Below are 19,119 nucleotides of genomic sequence, written 5' to 3'. Positions count from 1 at the left end.
CCGACAGGTCCGGGTTGATCTGCTTCAGACGGATCGCAGCCGAAAGGCCGGCAGGACCGGCGCCGACGATCACAACGTCGAATTCCATCATCTCCCGTTCGGGAAGCTCTGTCGCTTCGGTCATGTCGCTCAGAGTGCCTTTTCCAGCTGCGGCAGGATTTCGAACAGATCGCCGACGAGGCCGTAATCGGCGACCTGGAAGATCGGCGCTTCCTCGTCCTTGTTGATGGCGACGATGACCTTTGAATCCTTCATGCCGGCGAGATGCTGGATGGCGCCGGAAATACCGACCGCGATGTAAAGCTGCGGTGCGACCACCTTGCCGGTCTGGCCGACCTGCCAGTCGTTGGGGGCATAACCGGCGTCGACGGCAGCGCGGGACGCACCGACGGCAGCACCCAGCTTGTCGGCCACCGGCAGGATGACTTCCTGGAATTTTTCCGAGGAACCAAGCGCGCGACCACCGGAAATGATCACCTTGGCCGAGGTCAGTTCCGGGCGTTCCGATTCCGCCAGTGCGTCGGAGACGAAGGTCGACAGACCGGCATTGCCGGCGGAAGCCGCATTTTCGACCGAGGCCGAACCGCCTTCAGCCGTTGCCGCGAAGGACGCGGTGCGCACGGTGATGACCTTTTTGGCATCGCCCGACTGAACCGTCTGGATGGCGTTGCCGGCATAGATCGGACGCTTGAACGTATCGGCCGAGACGACCTCGACGATTTCCGAGATCTGCATGACATCGAGCAGGGCTGCCACGCGCGGCAGGACGTTCTTTACCGAAACCGAAGCCGGTCCGAGGATGACGTCATAGGCAGGGGCCAGCGAGACGATCAGGTCGGCCAGCGGCTCGGCGAGATTGTTGGCATATTCGGCGCCGTCAGCCAGCAGAACCTTTGCGACGCCCGAAAGCTTTGCAGCCGCATCGGCGGCAGCCTTGGCGCCGGAACCGGCGACCAGCACATGCACATCGCCGCCGATCTGGCTGGCCGCGGTCAGTGCCTTGGCGGTCTGGTCGTTGAGGCTGGCATTGTCGTGTTCGGCGAGAAGAAGCATGGTCATGATATACTCCTGTCCTACCGTTAGATCACGCCGGCGGTCTTGAGGCTGGAGACCAGCTCCTCAACCGACTTGACCTTGATGCCGGCCTTGCGGCCGCCCGGCTCTTTCGTCTTCAAGACCATGAGGCGTGGTGCGATGTCGACACCGAAATCGGCCGGCGTTTTCTTGTCGAGCGGCTTCTTCTTCGCCTTCATGATATTCGGCAGCGACGCGTAACGCGGTTCGTTGAGGCGCAGGTCGGAGGTGACGATGGCCGGCAGCTTGACGTCGAGCGTCTGCGAGCCGCCATCGACTTCGCGGGTCACGGTCGCCTTGTCGGCGGAAAGCTCGATTTTGGAGGCAAACGTCGCCTGACCCCAGTTGAGGAGGGCTGCCAGCATCTGGCCGGTCTGGTTCGAATCGTCGTCGATCGCCTGCTTGCCGACGATAACGAGACCCGGGTTCTCAGCCTCGACCACGCCCTTCAGCAGCTTTGCGACGGCGAGCGGCTCGACGGCTTCGTCGGTCTCGATCAGGATGCCGCGATCGGCGCCCATGGCGAGCGCGGTGCGGATGGTTTCTTCCGCCTTGGCCGGGCCGATCGAAACGATGACGATCTCCTCTGCCTTGCCGGCTTCCTTCAGACGCAGCGCCTCCTCGACGGAGATTTCGTCGAACGGGTTCATCGACATCTTCACGTTGGTCAGTTCGACACCCGTATTGTCCGGTTTCACCCGAATTTTTACGTTGTAATCGACCACACGTTTTACCGGCACAAGGATCTTCATCGGGATATTCCTGGAAAAGGAGGATGGCTGCCACTAGGCAGCCATCGATTATCAGGCATTGGCGAACAGGTCGTCGCCGAGAATTCTCTTCAGAGAGCCGATCGCCGAGGCCGGTGTGTAGGAGCCGGTCACGCCGCCCAGAGACTGGGAGCTGATCGAGATTTCCCAGTCCAGGCCCTTGCCCGACACCTTGATATGATGGCGCATGGCCTTGGTATTCGGATCGGCGATGACGATACTGCGGGTGCGGTCGAAACCGATGCCCGCGAACGCGACGGCGGCATGGACATTGACGTTGCGCGGGAAACGCATGCAGGCCTCGCGGGTGGAACCCTCGAACAGGGTTCCGGAAGCATCGGCCGCCTGACCGAGGCTGGTACCGCTTTTGGTGGTGGTGATGATAACCTGCTCGATCTGATCGCGACCGTCACGCAGACCGTCCAGTCCCAGAACGGCGCCGTGCGGCACGAACAGCCGATGTCCACTTTGTTTGGCCACCGCCTGCATGACCTCTTCCACCGCGCTGTCTGCCAGCGCCGAGCAACTGAAGCCGCAGAGGTCGGAATGGGCAAGGATGTCTGGACCGAGCGTGCTCAAAAGCGCAGGCGTCGCGGCTTCGAGAACGAGATCAGCCTTCGCTTCCAGCGCTTTTGCCGGATCATCGATCAGCACTGCGGCGAGATTGGCGTTCTGCGCATATTTCGCTTTGTCGGAGACGAGGACATAGGCAACGTCCACGCCATCAAGACTGCTGACATGGTCGAACAGGCTCTTGCCGATCACGCCCGCGCCGATAATTCCGATAGACCTGTATTTCATCATTCCACCTGCACTTGTTCGATGTTCGGGCTGCCCTGTTTTCCGGAACCGGGCATGCCTTGACGGTTCGACCCTAACCTCCCGGCAACAGCAACTCAACGTCATCAGGCGTTCGGGCGCCAAGCAGCGCCAGCGTCGTGTCCATTTCGGTTCGGAGCACCGAGAACATGGCGCTGGCTCCCGCCTCTCCGCCGCAGGCAAGCCCCCACAACGGCAGGCGACCGAGCATGACCGATCTCGCGCCGAGCGACAGATATTTGAGGATGTCGCTGCCGCGCCGTACGCCACTATCCGCCATCACCTGGAGATGATTACCGACGGCATCGGCGATGGCGGGTAGAACCCTTACCGTCGCCGGGGCGCTGTCGATATTGCGTCCGCCATGCGAAGAGACGACGATTCCGTCCACGCCGATTTCCCGGCATTTGCGCGCATCTTCGACCGAGAAAATGCCCTTGACGACGAGCCGACCTTTCCACCATTGCCGCAAGTCGCGTAAGTCGTCCCAATTGAGACGGCTTTCGAGCTTGACGGCATCGGCCACGGACGGCCGGGTTATCGCGGAGCGAAACTCCTGCGGATAATGGCCATAGACGGGCATGCCTGTCGTCATCACGTAACGCAGCAAAACCCCGAACAGCCAGCGCGGATGAAGCAACACGTCAGCCGTCGCCTGCGGCGTGATCTTCATCGGGATCGAAAAGCCGTTGCGCATGTTGTATTCGCGGTTGGGCACGACAGGCGTGTCCACCGTCAGCACCAGCGTGGTTACGCCCGCGGCCGCCACCCGTTCCAGCAAGCGCCGGGTCAGGTTTCGATCCTTCCATACATAAAGCTGGAACCAGAGCATAGCCTCCGGTGCGCCGGCCCGGATGTCCTCGATCGTCGTGATCGACTGGGTGGAAATGCAGACGGGAATACCGGCTGCGGTTGCCGCCCGCGCCATCTTGACCTCGCCATTGTGGGAGACGAGGCCCGCAAGCGCCGTCGGCGCAACGATGACCGGCATCTGCGCAGACTGGCCGAGCACCGTGGTGGAAAGATCCCGTTCGGCGTGTCCGGTCAGCATGCGCGGCATGAAATTTACATCATCGAGGCTGCGGCGGAGATCCGACAAGGCCAGTTCGTCTTCCGCTCCGCGATCGATATATTCAAACAGGGAGCGGGGGAGACGGCGTCGTGCCACCTCCCTGAAATTGGCTGAATTCAGCAACCTCTTCATTTCATTCCGCTCTTTCGTGCTTATTTGCGGTAGTTGAAGGCCACGAATTCCGGCGTGAACTTGCCGCTCTCGACGTCTTCCTGCAACATGTCCTGACCGCGCTCCTGCGGTTTTCCGTAGCCGCCCGCACCGGGTGTTTCGATCACCGCCGCCATAGCCGGTGTCAGACGGATCCGGTTGGCCTTGGAAGGCAGGCTTTCTTCTCCGCCTTCGCCATCCAGCTTCAGAAAACGCCCCGGCAGACCGGCCGTGCCGCCGAAAATGCCCCAGGGCCGATTGCGGAAACGCTCACCCACACCGTTGAATTCGCAGTCATGATCGACTGGACGAATGGTGCGACGGATGCCGAGGCCACCGCGGAACCGGCCGGCGCCGCCCGAATCCTCTACCAGCGCATATTCCTCGACACGCAGCGGATATTCTATTTCGATCGCCTCGACCGGCAGGTTGGAGGTGTTGGTGATGTTGACCTGAACGCCGTCCTTGCCATCCTTGGTCGCCCGTGCGCCCATGCCGCCGCCCAGCGTTTCCAGATAGATGTACTGTTTGCCGCTGCGCGGATCGATGCCGGCGAACACGGCGCTGGTATTGGCGCCGTTGGCAGCCCCGATCGCCTGATCGGGCAATGCCTGCGCCAATGCGCCGATGACGATATCGACGACGCGCTGGCAGGTGTTGGCGCGCAACGCCACCGAGGCCGGCGCGACGCAGTTCATGAATGAGCCGAGCGGCGCGCGGATCTCGATCGCGTCGAAAATGCCGTGATTGTTGGGGACTTCCGGATCGAGAAGCGCCTTCAGCGAAAAGCAGACGGCCGATTGGGTGGCATTGAACGTCAGGTTGAAATTGCCGGGAACCTGATTGTCCGTACCCTCGAAATCGAAGAGGATTTTTTCACCCGACTTGGTGATGACCAGATTGATCCTGATGTCTTCCGTACCGGCGCCATCGTCGTCCATCACGTCGGAAAACGCATAGGTGCCATCCGGCAGCTTGGCGATGGCGGCACGCATGCGCAGATTGGTGCGGCGGATGATGTCGTCGAACACCGCTTCCATGTAAGAAGCGCCGTGGCGACCGATGAACTCCTGCAGGCGGCGTTCGCCGAGGCGAGCAGCGGCGATCTGCGCGTTGAGATCGCCCTTGCGCTCCTCCGGAAGACGCATGTTGAGAAGCAGGATGCGCATCATGTCATCCTGCAGCACGCCCTTGCTGAAAAGACGCACGATCGGAATGCGCAGGCCTTCCTTGTAGATTTCGTCGAGGCCGCCCGACATCGACCCGACCGCCGCGCCGCCGACATCGGCGTGATGAACGATGTTGGCGACGAAGCCGACAAGACGACCATCGCCGAACACCGGCATGGCGAGATTGATATCCGGCAGGTGCGTACCACCGGCGACATGCGGATCATTGCCGATGAAGACGTCACCGGGCGCAATCGTGTCGCCATACTGGTCGAGGATATGCGTCATCAGACCGGCCATCGAAGCCAGATGGATCGGCAGCGCGTGTTCCGCCTGAACCACCAGCCGGCCTTGCGCGTCGGCAATGGCGGTGGAATGGTCGTGGCGTTCCTTGATATTGGTCGAAAACGCGCTGCGCATGATCGTCAGAAAACATTCGTCGGTGATCGACTTCAGGCCATTCCAGCTGATTTCGAGCGCGATGGGGTCAAGGCCGATTTTATTGAGCATCGTCGATCTCCAGAATGAGGCTGAGCGCCGGGTCAACCGTCAGCGTTGCCCATGGCGGCACAACGGTTGTCGTGTCGAATTGCGTGATGATGGCCGGGCCCTGCAGGCGCACGCCGGCTTCCAGCGTGCTGCGCGGATAGATCGGCGTCGAGACCGGCGCGTGTTCGTCGAACCACACGTCATGATGTTCCGAGGCCTTGGCGGGGCCGACCGGTTTTTCGGAAACCGGGGTGATCTGGCTGAGGCGGGCAACCGCCTTCATGCGGACGTTCATGATCTCGATCGGCGCTTCCCTATCGACATGGCCGTAGCTGCGCTGATGCGCCTCGAAGAATGCCTCCTTGAGCGCCTCGACATCCGGCAGGCGCGGCTCGTCGCCGGCCTGGCCAAGCGTGACTGGTAGCTCGTAATTCTGTCCGACATACCGCATGTCGAGCGTCAGGAGACGATAGGCCCCCTCGGCACCGTCGGCCTCAAGCGCAATCCAAGCCTTCGCCTGTTCATCGAGCTGCTGCACGGCCGTTTCGATCGGCGCCAGCGAACCATCGAGCGGCGTGCGGCAGGTGAAGACGAAATTTTCCTGAAGATCCGCTTCGATCAGGCCTTCGGCGCACAGGATGCCAGGTGCGGCCGGCACGACGATGCGTTGGATGCCGAGCGACTTTGCCACATCGGCGGCGTGGAGACCGCCGGCTCCACCGAACGGCATCAAAGCGAAGTCTCGCGGATCATGCCCCTTCTGGGTGGAGACGGCGCGGATCGCCCGCGTCATGTTGGAGGAGACGATGCCGCAGATGCCGAGTGCGGCCTTGACGACCGGAATGCCTAGCGGCTCCGCGATCGACCTGACCGCCTCGACCGCCTTGTCGCGATCGATCATCAGGCCGCCGCCAGCCAGCGATGCCGGCAAGCGTCCGAGCACGACATTGGCGTCGGACACCGTCGGCCTGGTGCCTCCCTTGCAATAGCAGGCAGGCCCTGGCACCGCGCCGGCGCTTTCCGGGCCGACCTTCATCAGCCCATCCGGGCCGATATGGGCAATGGAGCCGCCGCCTGCGCCGACCGTATGGATATCCACCATGGGCAAGCGGATGCGGAAGCCGGCAATATCGCGCACATGGGCGATCTCGGTTTCGCCGTCACGGATCAGGCAGACATCGGTGCTGGTGCCGCCGATATCGAGCGTGATGATATCGCCGATCAATGACTTTCCACCGGCTGCCGCAGCGCCGACAGCACCCGCCGCCGGGCCCGAAAGGGCGGTGCGCACCGGAAATTCCAGCGCCTTGTCGACAGACATGAGGCCGCCACTCGACTGGAAGATGCCGAATTTGGCATTCGGCGCGACCTCGCTGATCGCCCCCTTCAGGCGCTCCATGTAGCGGCCGACTTCCGGCTGCAGGAAAGCGTTGATCAGGGTCGTCGAGAAACGTTCGAACTCGCGGAATTCCGGCTGAACCTCGCTCGATATCGAGACATAGACATCCGGCAGGGCCGCGCGAATGGCGGCAGCAATGCGCTGCTCGTGAATCGGATTGAGGAAGGAGAACAGCAGGCAGACGGCGATGCTTTCCACTTGCGGTGCCGCCTTCAGCTCCGCGATCAGCTTTTCGATTTCGGCATCCGTCAGTTCGACGACGATTTCGCCGCGTGAACCGATGCGTTCGGTCACTTCCAGGCGGTTGACGCGCGAGACCAGCGGTGCCGGCGCATCCTCCTGAAGATCGTAGATCAGTGGACGAACCTGCCGGCCGATTTCGACCAGATCACGAAAACCCTTGGTGGTGATCAGCCGGATGGCGGCGCCACGGCGCTGCAGAAGCGCGTTGGTGGCAACGGTCGTGCCATGCGCGAAACGAACGATATCCTCACCCGGAATACCCGTTTTGTGCTGGAGTTCTTTCAAGCCTTCGAGAATGGCCCGCGAAGGATCATCCGGCGTGGAAGGGCGCTTGTGAATATGCGCTGCACCGGTGCGAAGATCCCGTGCAGAAAAATCCGTGAACGTCCCACCGACGTCCACACCGACAATCCAGTCAGCCATGCTGTTTTCTCGCTTCCGATTTTGAATGCCCATCAGGGCTATCGAATTTCAGTATCCATATTGAATACTGAAATGCAAACAAAAGAAGAGGGGTTTTCGAATTTTATGTGACAATCCATTTGCGGACTGTCCGTCCCCTCTTCCGCCTTCAGTGTGTGGTCGCGGCAGCGCCCGTCAGCCCTGCTAGAAACCGCTGGCAACGCTCCGTTTCCGGCTCGAACAGAACCTTGCTTGACGCCCCCTGCTCGACGATCTGACCGCCCTCCATGAAGATCGTCCGGTCCGATGCGTGGCGGGCGAAATCCATTTCATGGGTAGCGATCAGCATCGTCATGCCGGAATCCCTCACCTCACGAATGACGTTCAGAACCTCCTGCACCGTTTCCGGGTCGAGCGCGGAGGTCGGCTCGTCGAAAAGCATGATCTTCGGCTGCATGGCGAGCGCCCGTGCGATGGCGACACGCTGCTGTTGTCCGCCCGAAAGCTGCCGTGGAAAATTGCCTGCCTTGTCGGCGAGACCAACGCGGGCAAGCAGTTCCATCCCGAGTTTCCGGGCCTTGCCAGCATCCTGCCCGCGGACCAGCCGGGGGCCGGACGTGACGTTGTCGAGCGCCGTCATGTGCGGAAAGAGGTTGAAGCTCTGGAAGACCATGCCGATCTCTTCCCGCTGCCGGGCCAGAACCTTTTCGCTGAGTTTTTTGCGGCCGGATGATGTTGTGGTCGCCCCGATTTCCTCGTCGCCGACCGTGATCGTGCCGGAAGAAATGGTCTCCAGCGTATTGATGCAGCGCAGAAGCGTGCTTTTTCCGGATCCGCTAGGTCCGATCAGAGCGATTGCCTGACCCTTTTCAACGGAGACGGAAACACCCTTGAGGGCGACATAGTGACCATAGGTCTTCACCACATCACGAAGCTGCAGAAACGAACCGGTATTGCTTGTTGCCATCGCCATGATCACACCGCCACCGTCTTGAGGTTTTCCGTCTTCTGGGTGCCGGTATCTGCGAACCAGCGGGAATTGCGTTTTTCAAAGGCGTTCTGGAGCAGCGTCCAGATCGCGGTCGCGCCGAGGTAATAGAGTGTTGCGACGGACAGGGCCTCGAGCACGCGGAAATTCGCCTGCGTGAGATTGTCCGTCGCACGGAACAGCTCGGTCATCGAAATCACCGAAACGAGCGAGGTGTTTTTCAACTGTCGCACGAATTCGTTGCCGAGCGGCGGCACGGCGATGCGCAACGCCTGCGGAAAAACGATATGGCGCATGATGGTGAGCGGCCGCATGCCGATGGCCCGCGATGCCTCCCATTGTGCCGTCGGCACGGCAGACAGGGAGGAGCGAACGATTTCCGCCACATAAGGGCTTTCCGACAACATCAGGCCGATGATCGCGGCCTCCACGACGGACAACCGGATGCCCATTTGCGGCAGGGCGCTATACAGGAACACCAGTTGCACCAGAAGCGGCGTCGCCCGGAAGAAGGCGACATACCCCTGGTAGAAGCCACGCGTGACAAAGCTGTCGATCCGGCCGATCAGGGCAACGACCGTTCCCAGCACGATGGCCAGGAACAGCGTCAGCAATGTCAGCCAGATCGTTGTCCACAATCCCGCCAGGATGGTCGGATGAACCAGATTATGGAAAAATACGGACCAGTCCCAGACGTTCATGGTCTCTCTCCTTATGCTGCCAGCGGAAGAGACTTGATGCCGGAAGCTTCCAGCACGGTCTTCAGGCGTTCGCGAAGCTCTGGCGACGACGGCGCCATCGGTTCGCGCGGATTGCCGAGCGGCAGGCCGCGGATGTCCGAGCCGGCCTTGGCAAGCGGGACGTAACCGTTGAGCAGCATGAAGTTGAGGACCGGCCACAGGCGGTCCCAGACCTTCAGAGCCGCATTCCAGTCCTTGTCGACGGAAATGCGGTCATACAGTTCGACACACAGTTCCGGGATGAAGGTCGACGCGCCGATGATCGAACCCGGAGCGCCATGGGCGAGTACGGCCAGCAGGGCCGGATCGCAGCCGGCCAGAACAGTCGGCGCCTCAGGATTGGAGAGCATGCGCATGGTGCGGGTAAAGTTCTGCGGGCTGTCCTTGATGTGCGACACGAGACCATCACGCTTCAGGGTCACCATCTGGTCTTCGCTGATATCGAGACGCGTGTTCGCAGGGCTGTCGTAATAGATGATCGGGCCGCCGGAGATCTTAACGATCTTGTCGAGGAAGCGCTGAACATCAGCAAACTTCAGGGTTTCGAAGTACGGGGTCAGGACAAGCATCTGATCGACGCCGACATTGCGGGCATGCTGGGCAAGATCCAGAGCATCGCGAACATTGTTGGAGCCGACATGGGCAACGACATCCATCCCGTCGCCGGCAGCCTCGACCGCGATTTCGTAAAGACGCTTGCGTTCGGTAACGGAAAGCGCCGGATGCTCACCGGTCGAGCCACTGGCCACAACGGCATGAATGCCGGCGTCGCGCTGCGAACGGACCAGACGGGCATAGGCCGCCTCGTCGATGGACGCGCCGTCCTTGGTGAATGGTGTGAGAATTGCGCTGATAATACCCTTGAGGTCGCTTTTCATGCCTCTTCCTCTCTTGCTGGAAACAAATGGGCCGACGACCAGCCGCCGTCGGCCAGATGGACTGGTCAGGACTATTTGAGAGCGGCGCTCTCGATGCCCCATTGCTTCAGGACTGCGTCGTAGGATCCATCCGCCTTCATGGCGGTCAGGGCATCGGCGACAAGCTTGGCCAAGGCCTGATTGCCGGTCTGGAAACCGATGCCGAGCTTGGTGGGGCTGATGCCCGTCGCCACCTTCTTCAGGCTGTCGTTCTTGGTCATGTAGTAGGAAACGAGCGAGTCCGTTGCGATGAAGCCTTCGACGCTGTCGTTTTCGAGCGCGCGAATGGCGACTGGCTGCGTGTCGAATGCCTGGATGGTCACGGCCGGCTTGCCGGCAGCCTCGCATTTGCCGCTGGCTTCCTGCAGAACCTTCAGCGACCCCGATCCCTGCAGCACGCTGACCGAATGGCCGCAAAGGCCGTCGAGACCTTCGATCTGGGCTGTCTTCTTGGTGACGACGGTCTGGCTTGCCTGGATATAGGGTACCATCGCGATCGCCTGCTCACGCTCCGGCGTGATGTACATGGCGGCGCAGACCATGTCGAAACGGTCGGCCTGCAATGCGGGGATGAGCCCCTTGAAATCGAGACTAATGAATTCGGCGGTCGAACCCAGCTTTTGGGCGATAGCGCCGCAGAGCGCCACATCGACGCCAGTCGGCTTTTGGTTTTCGTCGAAAAAGCCCCAGGGCATCTGGGTCAGCGACGTGCCTATTCTGAGATCTTTCGGCGCTTCCTGTGCGTAAGCCGCTCCCGACACGGAAACGCTCAGGAACAGGGATACGTTGATGGCATTGACGACTTTCATGGCATTCCCCTTTTTAATTTCCGCATCCAGAACGGATACTTGGAAAAATTCTAATCGGCTGCCTGCGGTCTTTCTGTGCGAATTCCTCTCTGTGCCTGTTGGTAAAAGACGGATTCGGCTGAATGCGGTCAGCCGTGCCCTGCTCCGCCTGAAGCAGGCGAAGGTGTGAAACGTCAGGTCTGTGATCGATCAGATGGTCACGGCGGCATGAACCGCCCGGCACATCCGGCGCCTGTTTCGAGACAGGCCGTTCGTCAATCCGGCAGTATTCTGCCTGGATTCATGATGTTGCGGGGGTCGAAAAGGGCCTTCACCCCCTTCATCATTCCCAGCTCGATGTCGGATTTATACGTCTTCATCTCGCCCACATGCAGGGCACCGATGCCGTGTTCGGCGCTGAACGTGCCGTTCATGTCCGCCGCGATGTCATAGACTGCCTTGTAGACGTCCTTGCGCATCTGCGGCTGGTCGGGAATGGCATTCCAGCGGGACTTTTCGAAAATCACGTTGTAGTGGAGATTGCCGTCGCCGACATGGCCGACAATGGCGATTTCCGCCTGCGGAAAGGCTTCATCGACCTTCGCCTTCGCGATCTGGATGAACCGCGGAATATCGCCGATCGGCACGGCGATATCATGCGACATGCCCATGCCGTATTTCTTGTGGGATTCCGTGACGGAATGCCGGAGCTTCCAGATGGCCGCCCGCTGCGCTTCGTTGGCGGAGATCAGCACGTCGGTGATCTGTCCACTTTCCATCGCGTCGCCGAGAACCTCCTGCAGACGGTCGGCGATATCGCCCTGCCCGTCAGAAACGAGATCGACCAGCAGGAACCAGCCGACATTCTGGTCATAGGGAATGTTCAGGTCCGGCATCATCGTTTTGACGATGCGCACCTCGCTGCCGGAAATCAGCTCCATGGCGATGATCGAGGTGTCGAAAGCGCGCCGCAGCGGCTCCGTGAAGGCCGTCAGATGGGCAATATCCTCGAACGAGATCAAAGCCGATGTCAGGTGCCCGAGGCTCGGAAAGATCTTCAGCGCCACCTTGGTGATAATGCCGAGAGACCCTTCCGCGCCCACGAAAAGATGTTTCAGGTCATAACCGGTATTGTTCTTGCGAAGCGTGCGCATGCCGTCCCAGATCCGACCATCGGGCAGCACGACCTCCATGCCGAGAACCAGATCGCGGGTATTGCCGTAACGCAGAACACTCGTGCCGCCGGCATTGGTGGACACGTTGCCACCGATCTGGCAGCTGCCTTCCGCACCGAGGCTGAGCGGGAAAAACTTGTCGACCTTGGCGGCCGCCTCCTGAATGTCGGCGAGAATGCAGCCGGCCTCGGCGGTAATCGAGGCATCAAGCGGATCGATCGACAGGATGCGGTTCATGCGCGACAGTGACAGGACGATGGAGCGGCCGGAACCATCCGGCACGGCGCCAAGGCAGGTGCTGGTATTGCCGCCCTGCGGAAAGACCGCGATCTTGTGTTCAAAGCAGATCGACAGGATTTCCGACACTTCCTGCGTGCTGCCGGGCAAAGCGACGCACAGGGTCTTGCCACGCGCACGTCCCCAGAAATCCTCGAGGAAACCTTCGGCATCGGCACCGGTCCTGACGTTTTTCGCCCCGATCCGCGCCTCGATTTCGGCAATGATCTGCTTGTCGATATCCATGTTTCACTTCCAGTCGGCAAATTTGCCGTGCACGCATATGGTCGAATAATTCCAGGCTGAGCGAGGTGGCAACGGTTGATCGCCACCTCACCCGATCAGATGGAGGCTTCGAGCGCCTGCATCTCCGGCAGCATCTTGACGAGCTGGGCCTCGGTCTCGGCACTCGCGCTCAAAAGTGGCAGGATCGCTTCACCGCAAGGCTTGCCAAGAATGCGCAGGGCAGCCTTGAGCGGGATCGGATTGTGCTCGCAGAACAGCAGTTTCAGGAACGGCCTGATCTTCGCATGCAAGGCGAGCGCCTCGGCTGTCCTGTTGGCCTGTCCGAGTTCGGTGATCCTGTTCCAGACCTTGGGGATGATGCAGGACGATGCGAACAGACCGCCCTTGGCGCCGGCCGCCAGATGCAGCGGATAGACGTCCTCGTCGCCGGACAGGATGGAAATCTTGTCACCAGCGGCCTCGAGTACCCGCATCTGCAAGCCGGCATCGGCGTTACACGCCTTCATCGCCACGATACGGGTCGTTTCACCCAGCGCCTGAACCGTTTCGGCCGTCAGCGAAACGCCGGTGCGGTATGGGAATTCGTAGAGTACGAGATCGGTATCGAGCGTGTCGGAAATCGCCTTGAAATAGTCGATGATCCCCTGCTGCGTCGGACGCACATAAAAGGGCGTGGTCACGAGAAGACCGTCGGCCCCGGCATCGAGGATGCGTTTACCGCTATCGAAAACTTCTCCGAGGCCGGGAGCGATCAGGCCGGCGATCGTCGGAATGGCACCATCGACGGCTTCCACGGTTGCGCGAACCATGTCGACCTTCTGCTGTTCGCTCAGCGAGATATATTCACCCGTTCCGCCGATCGGCGCGAGGCCGGTCGCGCCATTGGCAACAAGGTAACGCGCCAGTTCCTTCACCGAAGCGACGTCGACGTTGCCGTCCTTGGTGGGGGTCGGCGTCGCTGTGACGATGCCGGAAAGATTGCGGATATCCATATTAAGTCTCCAAAAGTCCGGCTCTCATGCAAGGAGCCCTATGCGTAGCGGCTCTGCGCCGTGGTCCCGATCAGGCTTCGTCCTGCAGAACGACGATATCCTCGGCATCCCAGCGCAGTTCGATGGCATCCCCCACCTTGTAGCGGCTCTGCAGCGGCAGCGAGGTGAGCTTCAATTTCATCAGCGTGCCGTCCGCCAGTTCGACGGCAAGCGAGGTCATGCTGCCGATGAAGGAAACATTGGCGACGCGGCCCGAAGCAGACTGGGTGTTTGCCGATGCCGGCACCTCGCCGGCGATCACGGCCTTGACGCGTTCAGGGCGCAGCATGACCTGACAGGTTTGTCCGGCGGCAAGCTTGGCATTTGCCGGAAGCGCGAGCGCATGACCACTGGCAAGTTTCAGGAGCCCATCGGCCTCCACCTTGCCCGAAAACAGGTTGGATTCGCCGATGAACTGCGCCGCGAACGTGTTGACCGGGCGAAAATACAGATCATCCGGCGTGCCGAGCTGCACGACGCCGCCATTGTTCATCAGGCAGATGCGATCGGACATGTTGAGCGCTTCCTCCTGATCATGCGTCACGTAGATGAAGGTGGTGCCGATCTCGCGATGCAGCGTCTTGATCTCGTCCTGCATCTGCTCGCGCAGGTTCTTGTCGAGCGCGCCGAGCGGCTCGTCCATCATGATGATCGACGGCGAATAGACGATACAGCGGGCGATACCGACGCGCTGCTGCTGGCCGCCGGACAGTTGTTTCGGCTTGCGATGTTCGAAACCGGCAAGACCGACGCGTTTCAGGGCATCCGTGACCTTGTCCTTGATGTCAGCCTTGGAAACACCACGCACCTTGAGGGGATAGGCGACGTTTTCAAACGCCGTCATATGCGGCATCAGGGCGTAGTTCTGGAACACCATGCCGATACCGCGTTTGCGCGGCGGTGCATTGGTAATATCCGCGCCATTGAGCAGGATCTTGCCGGAGCTTGCGGCAAAAGCGCCGGAAATCAGGTTCAGAAGCGTGCTCTTGCCGGAGCCGGAGGGACCAAGCAGGGTCAGAAACTCGCCCTTGCGCACGTTCAGGTCCGTGGGACGAAGCGCGAGGAACGTTCCGAATTCCTTCGATACCCCCTGCAGTTCAATCATGTTCGGTTCGGTAGTAGTCATAAAATCTTCCTTGGCGCATGGAGGAGCAAAGGCTCCGGCGCGGATCTGTTGTGCAAGGCGATCAGTCACCTCAGGCCGGAACGTCGGCCTTTTTCTGAAGCATGACGTTGACCAGGCAGACGACAAGCGAGATCGCCGTGAGAATGGTCGAGACGGCGGCAATCACCGGCGAGATTTCCCACTGGATCGCGCTGAACATCTTGACCGACAGCGTCGTGGTGCTGGGACCGGCGAGGAACCAGGAGATCACGACCTCGTCGAAGGAGATGAGGAAGGCGAAGAGCGCCCCTGCCCCGATCGACGGATAAAGCTGCGGCAGGACAACCGTCATCATCATCCGGAAACGTCCCGCTCCCATCAGCATCGCACCGAATTCGAGGTTCGGATCGAGTTTCTGGATGCCGGCGCTGATGATCACCAGCGCATAGGGCAGAACGAACATCGTATGGGCGACGACCAGTCCGGTCGTGGTGCCGGTAAGCCTCAGATAGGAGAAGTAGAGATAAACGCCGAGCGCGAAAACCACCGAGGGAATGACCAGCGGGCTCATGATCAGGCCCATCAGGAGCTTCTTGCCGATGAAACTGAAGCGCACGATGGCATAGGCGGCCGGCACCGCAATGACCGTCGAGATGACGGTTGTCATCAAAGCGACCCGCAGGCTGAGGAACAACGGCTGCATCCAGGCATCGCTCGAGAAGAAGATGCGATAGAGATCGAGCGAATATTGCCGTGGCGGGAAGCTGAGTTCGTATTGCGAGCCGAACGACACGGGAATGACGATGACGCTGGGCGCAAGCAGGAAGATATAGACACAGATGGCGAGAACCGTGCCGATCCAGCGATAGGCGACCTTTCGGACATCCTTGATGTGAGCGGTCATCAGCGTGCTCCCTGCTGTTTGCCGCGCATCAGCATTGCCGGCACCGCGAATATGGCCACGAGAGCGAACAGGATGACACCCACCGCAGACGCGACATTCCAGTCGAGAACCTCGCGTGTGTAGAAGTCGACCAGATTGGCCAGCATGATGTCCTGCTTGCCGCCCATAAGGGCCGGAACGATGAAGAAGCCGAGCGACATGACGGCGGCGCTGAGCGCACCGGCGAGCACGCCTGGCACACTGAGCGGCAACGTCACCGTCAGAAAGATACGGGCCGGCTTGGCACCCATGATCTCCGCGGCACGGTAGAGCGCGGGATCGATCGCCAGCAGGCTGGCGAGAACCGGGAAGACCACGAGCGGTGTCAGATAATTGGTCATGCCGACCATGACGCCCACGCGATTGAAGATCAGCGGCAGAACGATTTCCGCGCCCATAGCCCAGGACAGGAAGCTGTTGACGATACCTTCGCGGCCCAGAATGATCGTGAAAGCATAGCTTTTCACGAGAATGCTGGTCCAGAACGGCAGGAGCACGAGAACCATCAGCGCGGCACGCCGCCGCGCCGACTGTCGGGCTAAGTGAAGGGCCACGACATAACCGAGAATGACACTGAGGAGGCTGGCCAGGAGCGAAACCTCCAACGTCGTCCTCATCGCGCGCAGGAACAGGTTGCTTTCAAGAATGCTGGTGAAAGCTTCTGTGGACGTGCCACCGGCCGTGCTATTGTAAAAAATGAAGATGACGGGGACCAGTGCCACCAGCAGCGAAAGGATCGCGGCTGGGGCAATGAACGGTCCGGCACCCTTGGATGCGATAACGGTCACTGAAATGTCCTCTAGGCTTAAACCAGCGATTTGAAATCGGGACTGGGATTAACCGAGCAGCCATTCCTTGAAGCGGCGTTCCGTTGCCTCGAGCTTCGTCGACCACCATTCGTCATTGATATAGGCATTGTTGGTGGCATCGAGTTTTGGCAGCCATTCCAGCGATTCCGGCTTGAGCAGCGAATAGGCCTTGCGGCTAATCGGCGCGCCGCCCTTCGCCTCCATGCAGGATGCCTGATATTCCGGCTTCATCGCGAAGGAGAGGAACTTGAAGGCATTTTCCTTGTTCGGCGCGCCTTTCAGGACGGCGAGATATTCCACACCGTTGAGGTTCTGATCGAACGAGAAACCAAGCTTGACGCCCTGATCTCGGTTGCTGGCCTGAATACGGTTGGCATAGGTGAAGCTGAAATCCGCTTCCTTTGTCTGCAGCAGCGTGACGGTCTGCGGTGTGGCCTCGACCCATTTGGCGACATGCGGCTTGATCTTTTCCAGCACCTTGAAGGCGCGATCGATATCGAGCGGGTAAAGCTCTGCCGGAGCGACGCCATCACCGAGGAGCGCAATTTCCAGCGTCTCCATCGCGCGGGTTCTGAGTGTGCGGCGACCGGGGAATGCCTCGGCGTTGAAATAGTCGGCGAAGGTCTTGGGACGTTTGCCTTCCGGGAAACGCTCGGGATCGAACGCGACGCCACCGGCAAAGGTAAAGAAGGGAACAAGGAATTCCTTGGACTTGAGCGTCAGGTCTTCTTCATCGAACAGACCGGATGGGAGCTTTTCCCAATAGCCGTTGGCGGCACCGCTGGCCCCCATCGAACCGGGTGCATCGAAGACATCCCACTGCACATTGCCGGTCATGACCTGCGCCTTGACCTTGGCCATGTCGGGCGTATCGAGAACGGTGACGTTGATGCCGGTCTCTTTCATGAACGGTTTGACGAGACCGTCCTCCATGCCCTGGCGGTAGTTTCCACCCCAGGTGACAAGAACAAGTTCCTTCGTCGCCGCATAACTGGTGCTGACGTAAGGTGCGGCTAACACACCAGCCGTTGCAAGGCCGGCCTTGGCAAGAAAATTACGACGATTGATCATGGGCAGATTCATGCGACGACGAGTCATTGTGTTCCCCTTATTCTCTATCGTTGGATGTATTCGCTGCTTGTAGCGTGTGTATTCACATGCATGCGCTGGCGCGCCTTGAACCCTTTCATAAAGGAATGACGCCTTGTCGAGGCGCGCACCATTGCGTGCACGGCGCCGCGTCTGCCGCGCCGTCTCGAAACTTCATCGCCGGCTTTATTCGATGGCCGGAGTTCTTTTTGAATGTACGCCGCGTCTCCCAGTGACGCGGCGGTGCTTCTCTTTGCTATCGGCGGGAGATACTCTTCCTCGGCCGTCTTTCAGAATACCTTACGTATACTGAAACGCCTGTCAATGGGCTTCTTTAAGCATTTTCTTTAGTCGATCTATGACCCCGCATAGAGACACAAAGCATGAACCCCGACAGAAAAAATCGACATTCGTCAATGATTACCACCACATAATGCAAAAATTCGAATTTGCTGCCATAGTCATTCGTTGACATTGTTTTCTGAAATTTCGCCACATGCCTCCACAAATGCGCGGATGGCGGCAATCCTCGGACCTGAATTTGCCCAGAGCACACCCATGTTGCGAAGATCCCCATCCGCAATCCGGTGCTTCTGAAGTTGCAGTCCCTCCGGCCAGGGTGGCGCCCAATCGGGCACGAGGGCAACCCCAAGTCCGCGGTCGACCAGCGCTGCGATGGCATCGAGCGCATCCAGTTCCGCCCATTCCCGCACCGTGATGGAATGGCGCCGTAGATAACGATCGACGATCTGTCCGCCCCATTGATTGCGGTCATACCGAATGAACGGCTGCGAGGTCAGCGCCTCATGAGGATCTCCGATCGGCAGGCACTTGGGCGCCAGCAGCAAAAGAGGCTCCCGGCGAATAGTCGCCCAGCCGAATGCCTTGGGGATCGGAAAATGCGGTTCGATGATCAGGGCCGCATCGAGTTCGCCCGACAGGACTGCGTGATAGAGATTGACCGAAGAGCCCGGCTGCAGAAAATAGTCGATCTGCCGGAACCGTTCGCTGAGGCTTGCGGTGATATGCGGAATAAGCCCGGTCATCGCCGTCGCAGTCGCCCCCAACCGAAGCTGGCCGCTCGGCAGGTCTCCGGCGGCAATCGCCTGCAGATCTCTTGCACCGCGCACCAGCGCCGGCCCATGGCGCTGCACGGCAAGGCCCGCGGCCGTCGGCCGGACCGTGCGCCCCACCCGCGAGACCAGTTCCTGCCCAAGCTCCGCCTCCAGCGCTCTGATGCGCTGCGCGACCGCAGCCGACGTCATGTTAAGACGCCGTGCAGCCTCGGCAACGGATCCGCATTCAGCGACGATGAGGAAGCTTTCCAGGAATTTTGTGTCCATAAGATAGTTTTTCTATCTTTTGAAGAAACTGGCAAGCATATTTTATTGCTTTAAAACCCGGTTACCGTAGCCTTCAGTTTTG

At 60.0% G+C, this 19,119-nt stretch carries 19 protein-coding genes; 1 reads left to right on the top strand and 18 read right to left on the bottom strand.

Annotated features, from left to right (window positions below):
- The 11 genes from ACRQ1B_RS24805 to ACRQ1B_RS24755 all read right to left on the bottom strand — a co-directional run.
- Positions 1 to 124: FAD-dependent oxidoreductase (locus ACRQ1B_RS24805; RefSeq protein ID WP_432296561.1), on the bottom strand; the 124-nt coding region annotated here is incomplete at its 3' end.
- A 5-nt stretch (positions 125 to 129) separates the two neighbouring features.
- Positions 130 to 1,059, bottom strand: a complete 930-nt coding sequence (locus tag ACRQ1B_RS24800) for an electron transfer flavoprotein subunit alpha/FixB family protein (protein ID WP_432296796.1) — start codon at positions 1,057 to 1,059, stop codon at positions 130 to 132.
- A 20-nt stretch (positions 1,060 to 1,079) separates the two neighbouring features.
- Positions 1,080 to 1,826: an electron transfer flavoprotein subunit beta/FixA family protein gene (locus ACRQ1B_RS24795; protein ID WP_432296795.1), complete on the bottom strand. Its 747-nt coding sequence runs from the start codon at positions 1,824 to 1,826 to the stop codon at positions 1,080 to 1,082.
- Positions 1,827 to 1,877: 51 nt separating this feature from the next.
- Positions 1,878 to 2,648: an aspartate dehydrogenase domain-containing protein gene (locus tag ACRQ1B_RS24790; protein WP_432296794.1), complete on the bottom strand. Its 771-nt coding sequence runs from the start codon at positions 2,646 to 2,648 to the stop codon at positions 1,878 to 1,880.
- 70 nt (positions 2,649 to 2,718) lie between these two features.
- A complete protein-coding gene (locus tag ACRQ1B_RS24785; protein ID WP_432296793.1) occupies positions 2,719 to 3,867 on the bottom strand; it encodes an alpha-hydroxy acid oxidase in 1,149 nt (382 codons plus the stop codon).
- A gap of 20 nt (positions 3,868 to 3,887) precedes the next feature.
- A complete protein-coding gene (locus ACRQ1B_RS24780; RefSeq protein ID WP_432296792.1) occupies positions 3,888 to 5,564 on the bottom strand; it encodes a hydantoinase B/oxoprolinase family protein in 1,677 nt (558 codons plus the stop codon).
- Positions 5,554 to 7,608, bottom strand: coding sequence for a hydantoinase/oxoprolinase family protein (locus ACRQ1B_RS24775; protein ID WP_432296791.1), 2,055 nt, complete (start codon positions 7,606 to 7,608; stop codon positions 5,554 to 5,556). The genes ACRQ1B_RS24780 and ACRQ1B_RS24775 overlap by 11 nt, the downstream gene beginning before the upstream one ends.
- 148 nt (positions 7,609 to 7,756) lie before the next feature.
- Positions 7,757 to 8,560: an amino acid ABC transporter ATP-binding protein gene (locus ACRQ1B_RS24770; RefSeq protein ID WP_432296790.1), complete on the bottom strand. Its 804-nt coding sequence runs from the start codon at positions 8,558 to 8,560 to the stop codon at positions 7,757 to 7,759.
- Positions 8,561 to 8,562: 2 nt separating this feature from the next.
- Positions 8,563 to 9,276, bottom strand: coding sequence for an amino acid ABC transporter permease (locus ACRQ1B_RS24765; protein WP_432296789.1), 714 nt, complete (start codon positions 9,274 to 9,276; stop codon positions 8,563 to 8,565).
- Positions 9,277 to 9,287: 11 nt separating this feature from the next.
- The gene (locus tag ACRQ1B_RS24760; protein ID WP_432296788.1) at positions 9,288 to 10,193 is read right to left on the bottom strand and encodes a dihydrodipicolinate synthase family protein; all 906 of its coding nucleotides are present in this window, start codon (positions 10,191 to 10,193) and stop codon (positions 9,288 to 9,290) included.
- A 71-nt stretch (positions 10,194 to 10,264) separates the two neighbouring features.
- On the bottom strand, positions 10,265 to 11,041 hold the full coding sequence (locus tag ACRQ1B_RS24755) for an ABC transporter substrate-binding protein (RefSeq protein ID WP_432296787.1): 777 nt from the start codon (positions 11,039 to 11,041) through the stop codon (positions 10,265 to 10,267).
- Here ACRQ1B_RS24755 and ACRQ1B_RS24750 point away from each other — a divergent pair.
- A complete protein-coding gene (locus ACRQ1B_RS24750; protein ID WP_432296786.1) occupies positions 11,022 to 11,210 on the top strand; it encodes a hypothetical protein in 189 nt (62 codons plus the stop codon). The two genes, ACRQ1B_RS24755 and ACRQ1B_RS24750, sit on opposite strands and share 20 nt — an antisense overlap.
- Positions 11,211 to 11,295: 85 nt before the next feature.
- On the opposite strand, the gene ACRQ1B_RS24745 is transcribed toward ACRQ1B_RS24750, so the two are convergent.
- The 7 genes from ACRQ1B_RS24745 to ACRQ1B_RS24715 all read right to left on the bottom strand — a co-directional run bounded on the left by ACRQ1B_RS24745 (position 11,296) and on the right by ACRQ1B_RS24715 (position 19,037).
- Positions 11,296 to 12,717 (bottom strand): FAD-binding oxidoreductase, encoded by a 1,422-nt coding sequence (locus ACRQ1B_RS24745; RefSeq protein ID WP_432296785.1) that lies wholly within the window; start codon positions 12,715 to 12,717, stop codon positions 11,296 to 11,298.
- A 95-nt stretch (positions 12,718 to 12,812) separates the two neighbouring features.
- On the bottom strand, positions 12,813 to 13,709 hold the full coding sequence (locus tag ACRQ1B_RS24740; RefSeq protein ID WP_432296784.1) for a dihydrodipicolinate synthase family protein: 897 nt from the start codon (positions 13,707 to 13,709) through the stop codon (positions 12,813 to 12,815).
- A gap of 70 nt (positions 13,710 to 13,779) precedes the next feature.
- Entirely contained in the window at positions 13,780 to 14,874 is a 1,095-nt protein-coding gene (locus ACRQ1B_RS24735; protein WP_432296783.1) for an ABC transporter ATP-binding protein, read from the bottom strand.
- 70 nt (positions 14,875 to 14,944) lie between these two features.
- Entirely contained in the window at positions 14,945 to 15,757 is an 813-nt protein-coding gene (locus ACRQ1B_RS24730) for an ABC transporter permease (protein WP_432296782.1), read from the bottom strand.
- Positions 15,757 to 16,584 (bottom strand): ABC transporter permease, encoded by an 828-nt coding sequence (locus ACRQ1B_RS24725; protein WP_432296781.1) that lies wholly within the window; start codon positions 16,582 to 16,584, stop codon positions 15,757 to 15,759. Before ACRQ1B_RS24725 ends, ACRQ1B_RS24730 begins: the two co-directional genes overlap by 1 nt.
- Before the next feature lie 48 nt (positions 16,585 to 16,632).
- Positions 16,633 to 17,676 carry an ABC transporter substrate-binding protein gene (locus ACRQ1B_RS24720; RefSeq protein ID WP_432296780.1) on the bottom strand — a complete coding sequence of 348 codons (1,044 nt, stop codon included), beginning with the start codon at positions 17,674 to 17,676 and terminating at the stop codon, positions 16,633 to 16,635.
- Positions 17,677 to 18,155: 479 nt separating this feature from the next.
- Positions 18,156 to 19,037 (bottom strand): LysR family transcriptional regulator, encoded by an 882-nt coding sequence (locus ACRQ1B_RS24715; RefSeq protein WP_432296779.1) that lies wholly within the window; start codon positions 19,035 to 19,037, stop codon positions 18,156 to 18,158.
- Positions 19,038 to 19,119: the final 82 nt, after the last annotated feature.

Source organism: Endobacterium panacihumi, from assembly GCF_050847465.1.
In the GTDB taxonomy this organism is placed as follows: domain Bacteria; phylum Pseudomonadota; class Alphaproteobacteria; order Rhizobiales; family Rhizobiaceae; genus Neorhizobium; species Neorhizobium panacihumi.
Note: the sequence above shows the minus strand (reverse complement) of the source record. Positions and strands in the feature narration are given on the sequence as shown.

What these genes read in the sequence shown, in the direction of transcription:
- ACRQ1B_RS24790 (WP_432296794.1), bottom strand. Translation starts at nt 2,648, where the DNA reads ATGATGAAATACAGGTCTATCGGAATTATCGGCGCGGGCGTGATCGGC.
- ACRQ1B_RS24775 (WP_432296791.1), bottom strand. Translation starts at nt 7,608, where the DNA reads ATGGCTGACTGGATTGTCGGTGTGGACGTCGGTGGGACGTTCACGGAT.
- ACRQ1B_RS24715 (WP_432296779.1), bottom strand. Translation starts at nt 19,037, where the DNA reads ATGGACACAAAATTCCTGGAAAGCTTCCTCATCGTCGCTGAATGCGGA.
- ACRQ1B_RS24765 (WP_432296789.1), bottom strand. Translation starts at nt 9,276, where the DNA reads ATGAACGTCTGGGACTGGTCCGTATTTTTCCATAATCTGGTTCATCCG.
- ACRQ1B_RS24720 (WP_432296780.1), bottom strand. Translation starts at nt 17,676, where the DNA reads ATGATCAATCGTCGTAATTTTCTTGCCAAGGCCGGCCTTGCAACGGCT.
- ACRQ1B_RS24750 (WP_432296786.1), top strand. Translation starts at nt 11,022, where the DNA reads ATGGCATTGACGACTTTCATGGCATTCCCCTTTTTAATTTCCGCATCC.
- ACRQ1B_RS24760 (WP_432296788.1), bottom strand. Translation starts at nt 10,193, where the DNA reads ATGAAAAGCGACCTCAAGGGTATTATCAGCGCAATTCTCACACCATTC.
- ACRQ1B_RS24755 (WP_432296787.1), bottom strand. Translation starts at nt 11,041, where the DNA reads ATGAAAGTCGTCAATGCCATCAACGTATCCCTGTTCCTGAGCGTTTCC.
- ACRQ1B_RS24735 (WP_432296783.1), bottom strand. Translation starts at nt 14,874, where the DNA reads ATGACTACTACCGAACCGAACATGATTGAACTGCAGGGGGTATCGAAG.
- ACRQ1B_RS24740 (WP_432296784.1), bottom strand. Translation starts at nt 13,709, where the DNA reads ATGGATATCCGCAATCTTTCCGGCATCGTCACAGCGACGCCGACCCCC.
- ACRQ1B_RS24785 (WP_432296793.1), bottom strand. Translation starts at nt 3,867, where the DNA reads ATGAAGAGGTTGCTGAATTCAGCCAATTTCAGGGAGGTGGCACGACGC.
- ACRQ1B_RS24795 (WP_432296795.1), bottom strand. Translation starts at nt 1,826, where the DNA reads ATGAAGATCCTTGTGCCGGTAAAACGTGTGGTCGATTACAACGTAAAA.
- ACRQ1B_RS24745 (WP_432296785.1), bottom strand. Translation starts at nt 12,717, where the DNA reads ATGGATATCGACAAGCAGATCATTGCCGAAATCGAGGCGCGGATCGGG.
- ACRQ1B_RS24770 (WP_432296790.1), bottom strand. Translation starts at nt 8,560, where the DNA reads ATGGCGATGGCAACAAGCAATACCGGTTCGTTTCTGCAGCTTCGTGAT.
- ACRQ1B_RS24800 (WP_432296796.1), bottom strand. Translation starts at nt 1,059, where the DNA reads ATGACCATGCTTCTTCTCGCCGAACACGACAATGCCAGCCTCAACGAC.
- ACRQ1B_RS24780 (WP_432296792.1), bottom strand. Translation starts at nt 5,564, where the DNA reads ATGCTCAATAAAATCGGCCTTGACCCCATCGCGCTCGAAATCAGCTGG.
- ACRQ1B_RS24730 (WP_432296782.1), bottom strand. Translation starts at nt 15,757, where the DNA reads ATGACCGCTCACATCAAGGATGTCCGAAAGGTCGCCTATCGCTGGATC.